The organism is Pedobacter sp. 01N416 (genome assembly GCF_056399685.1).
The window spans coordinates 1-3,853 of the sequence record NZ_JBFTRT010000502.1 but is presented as its reverse complement, the minus strand read 5'-3'; the positions used below and the strand labels follow the sequence as shown (position 1 = coordinate 3,853).

Here is a 3,853-nt window from a genome sequence, read left to right as displayed (position 1 = left end):
AAGTGAGCGGTAATTTTTTAATACTGTACCACGATAAACATCGTCAATTCCTCCCAAATCACTTCGGAAGGCATAATTTGCCGTTACATAATTCTCAGGACTGGTTTGATATTTAAAATTAAATGAAGGGTTTAGGAATAATTTGTGCAGGCTTTTATCTAACTGGTTTACCTCATCGCTATAATTAATTTGGTTATAACTCAAGGGTAAACTCAGTCCTGCTTTCAATTTATCGTTTGTAAATTCATAGGTCGCATCTGCATAGAGTTTGGTTTTAAGCCAGTCCAGATCGTTTACCGCATTACCTGAAACCAGTTCTGTTTGCTGGTTATTTTGTGTACGGTAAAGTTCAGAGTTGAGCTGTTGCTGCTGTACATTAAAACCTGCCTTGTAGGTTTGTACGAAATTGTTTTTTACAAAAGCAAAAGATGCATAATTATTAGTGTACCAGGTTGGTATTTTAATGTACTGGTTTAAGCCGAGGTAACTATTTCCGTTGTTTAAGATATCGGCATTAAGGCCCGGTGTAATGTTTAGCGTTTCAGGCTGTGTTGTGCGGTTTAAATAGGAGTAGAGATTGATTACATCTTCCGACTTCAATTTTTTTCGGTAATTAAATTCATTAGAAATATCAAGTGTTTCCTGCCGAAGTACTTGATTGGCCGCAACATTATTGATTACAAAACCAGAAGAGGTTTTATAAGGTGCGTAATCCAATACAAAGTTGTTGTTCAGGTAATATTTTTCTGCATTCCCATTTAAGTTGAATTGGGTTCTTAATTTTTGTGGATTGATCGTATTGTTCTGCGATTCTGAATAACTGATGGTTTGGTCCGAAAGGTAAGTTTCCGAAAATTTGCTGTATTGTTGATTACGCTGATCATATAAGTACGAAAGATTTGCCCTCAATTGCAAGTCCTGATTAAACTTATATAAGTTGTTTAGATTGATCAGTCCAGCTTTATTAAAAAGATACCTGCTTTGCGGTAAAGAGGGTACGCCAGCTGCTCCTGTAGATAGCAATCCACTCGGCTTATCGTTGTCGAGGCGCTTTAAATAATCCGATAAATTATGCGAGGTGAGGTCAATACCCGGATCGTTACCAATGTTATTGCCTTTAATATTGTTGATGAACTTTAGTTTTTTATTGAACAGCATTGCCGTTAGGTTTTCGTCAAAGCGGTCGGGCATTCCCGCACCAACCGTCGCATCGCCCATTACCTTAAGTTTAGCATCGTCTTTAATCACCAGGTTAAGTGCAACATCGTCACTCATGTTGTTTTTGCGCATCATTTTAATCGGTTGATCATTCTGGATCACCTGTACCTTATCAACAGCGCTCTGTGGGATGCTTTTAGTGCCAATGTTGTACTTGTCGTCCAAAAGATTGTCACCATCCACATACAGGTTAGAAATGGCTTTTCCGTTATAGCTGATTTTTCCATTTTCAGCAACCTCGATACCAGGCATTTTTTTAAGTACATCGCCGATACTTCGATCTTGTTTATCGGCAAAATCAGATGGCCTGTAATTTAAGGTATCGCCATTTGCCTTTAAAGATGGGCGGTTTTTTACGGTAACCGTTTCCAATGCGGTTTCGCTGTTCTGTAGAACCAGATCGTAGCTTTTGTTTACATCTGCCACAACCGTGCTCAGTTTTTTATAACCAATGCTCGAAGCTTCTATTTTATAGCCGGTAATCTGATCATTTTTTATAGGAATACTAAACTCGCCATTGCGGTTGGTTCTGCTAAAATTAATAATATTCCCCTCAGGATCTTTTAAACTAACATTAACAGATTCAATCGCTTTTCCATTGCTATCCTTAACAATTCCTTTGATCGGTTTTTGTGCCAGCGCCGAAAAAGCAGCAAACAGTAGCACCAGCATTATAGCGCATTTTCTCATTTTTTCTCCGGAATTTCGATTGGGTTGTTGATTTCAGGTTTTGTTATGCCTGCGCCTCCAGTCGGACGGGGGGCGGTATTGGTCTTAAATGAACCTTGCATGCCACTTGCGGCCATTTGTGCCTGCATAAAGCCTTGAGGGTCTTTATCTCTTGCCGTTTTAAGTTTATCTAATTCTTTTCTGGTCGTTTTGATGGCATCTGCAGGTAATTTAATCTCCGATCCAAGGTAAGAGGTACTCACATCTATTCCCACCATTTTTACTACGCCTGTGCCATTGGGCGTTACAATTTTGCCATCCTCACCTGAGTTTGTTTGGTTGGCATCGTCTTTTACGTTTTCAAGGCCAGCGAATGTAAATTTTACTTCTTTTTTCTCATCATAAGCTTCCACAATTAAGCCTGGTAATCCATTTAATTTCCACGGACCACTTTGAAAAGGTATTTCTGTAGCAAACCAGGCAATCCATTTTCTGCCTTTAAAGTTTGCGGTTGCTTTCTGGCATGGTATCCCTGAAAAACTCATGGTATCTTTTAAAATCTTCCAATCAATTTGTGGAGCAGTTTCTTCAATAAGGTAATTGTTAAATAAGCGCTCTTTGGTAATCATTTTATGTTCGTTGGCAAAAAAGAAATAATCTTCCTGTGTTAATGGAACTTTCATTTCATTTTTCACCTCGATTTTGATATTGGAGTTGCCTGTTTGGTTTTTCATCTGCTCCTGAATCTGCTTCTGGGTATTTAACGCTTGGTTCAGCTTATCGTAACTGGTATAAACAGAAGCATTCTTTCCAGTTACGAGTAACATGTTTTCGGTTTTAGGTTTATCGCGCTGCGTAGTATCCTGGATGTGTGTAAAAGTATACCTTACTCTTGCTAAAGCCTTATCGGGGCTTTGTGCTTTTACCGAAATGGTTATGGCGGTTGCTAAMCAGATGGTTAGTGTTAGTTTCATGAGATTTATTTTTAGGGGTCTATTTAATTTTCGTAAATCTACGAATAATTCGTAGTTATGAAAACGCTTTAACATTTTTTAACGAAAAGAATTAAGTAGGGTCTTTAGCTGCGGAGACATAGATTAACACAGAGAATTATTGCTATTATCTTAGGGGAAAAGAAGAATTTGTCATTCTGAATGTAATGAAGAATCTCTCTAGGCTGAACTTAGGTTCTAAGTCTATTAAGTAAAGATTCTTCACTGCGTTCAGAATGACAGTTAACTCTGACTGGAATACTACCCAGGAAAATATTCGGGAATGAATGGCTATGGATCTATCGGTTGGTGTCTCACCGACCGAAACCAAGCGTATGCCCGCGAGTGTTTAATTCCGATTTGGAAATGAGCGGCTTGTGGTTCTTGGAGGTTTTCAGCCCCGCCATTCGCTGTAGCTCCGATGGAAAATCGGAGGCTGCCGCTGCTGTCGGGTTTAGGAACAAGGGGTTGTGCACCCTGCAACCATAAAAATGAAATGCAGTCTTAATTCTCTAGCCCCGGTTGAAGCATTACCCTGCGGCAACGAGGTACGAGGAAGCGAAGCGTATAAGCGTAAAACGGGAAGAAACTTAATATTTTGCACTGACCTTGCGCTCTAATCATATGTGTTGTCTACAATAGACAGCAGGGTAGGCTTAATCTAAGAATTATTGAACCTTGATTTTCGAAAAAATGCAATTAAAATAGTGGTCAAATCGATATTGAAATCCTTAAAACCTCCGAATCCTTATCCTGTATGATTTTAGTGAAAAATATTTTCGATATGTATTTGTGTGTTAATTGAATTTGTTCTATATTTGCACCTCGTTAAATAAAAATTAAAAAACTAATATTTAAACAATGTACGCAATAGTAAATATAGCAGGGCAGCAATTTAAAGTTGCTAAAGACCAGCACCTTTTTGTACACAGATTACAAGGAGATGAAGGCGCTAGTATTGAATTTGATAATGT

Annotated in this window: 3 protein-coding genes; 1 reads left to right on the top strand and 2 read right to left on the bottom strand. The window is 38.5% G+C overall.

Annotated features, from left to right (window positions below; all coding sequences use genetic code 11):
* Both AC1DND_RS22345 and AC1DND_RS22340 read right to left on the bottom strand, forming a co-directional pair.
* On the bottom strand, positions 1-1,890 hold a 1,890-nt coding region (locus AC1DND_RS22345), incomplete at its 3' end, for a TonB-dependent receptor (protein ID WP_477584806.1).
* 14 nt (positions 1,891-1,904) lie between these two features.
* On the bottom strand, positions 1,905-2,861 hold the full coding sequence (locus AC1DND_RS22340) for a GLPGLI family protein (protein ID WP_477584805.1): 957 nt from the start codon (positions 2,859-2,861) through the stop codon (positions 1,905-1,907).
* A gap of 879 nt (positions 2,862-3,740) precedes the next feature.
* On the opposite strand from AC1DND_RS22340, the gene AC1DND_RS22335 reads away from it, so the two are divergent.
* On the top strand, positions 3,741-3,853 hold a 113-nt coding region (locus AC1DND_RS22335), incomplete at its 3' end, for a bL21 family ribosomal protein (protein WP_477584807.1).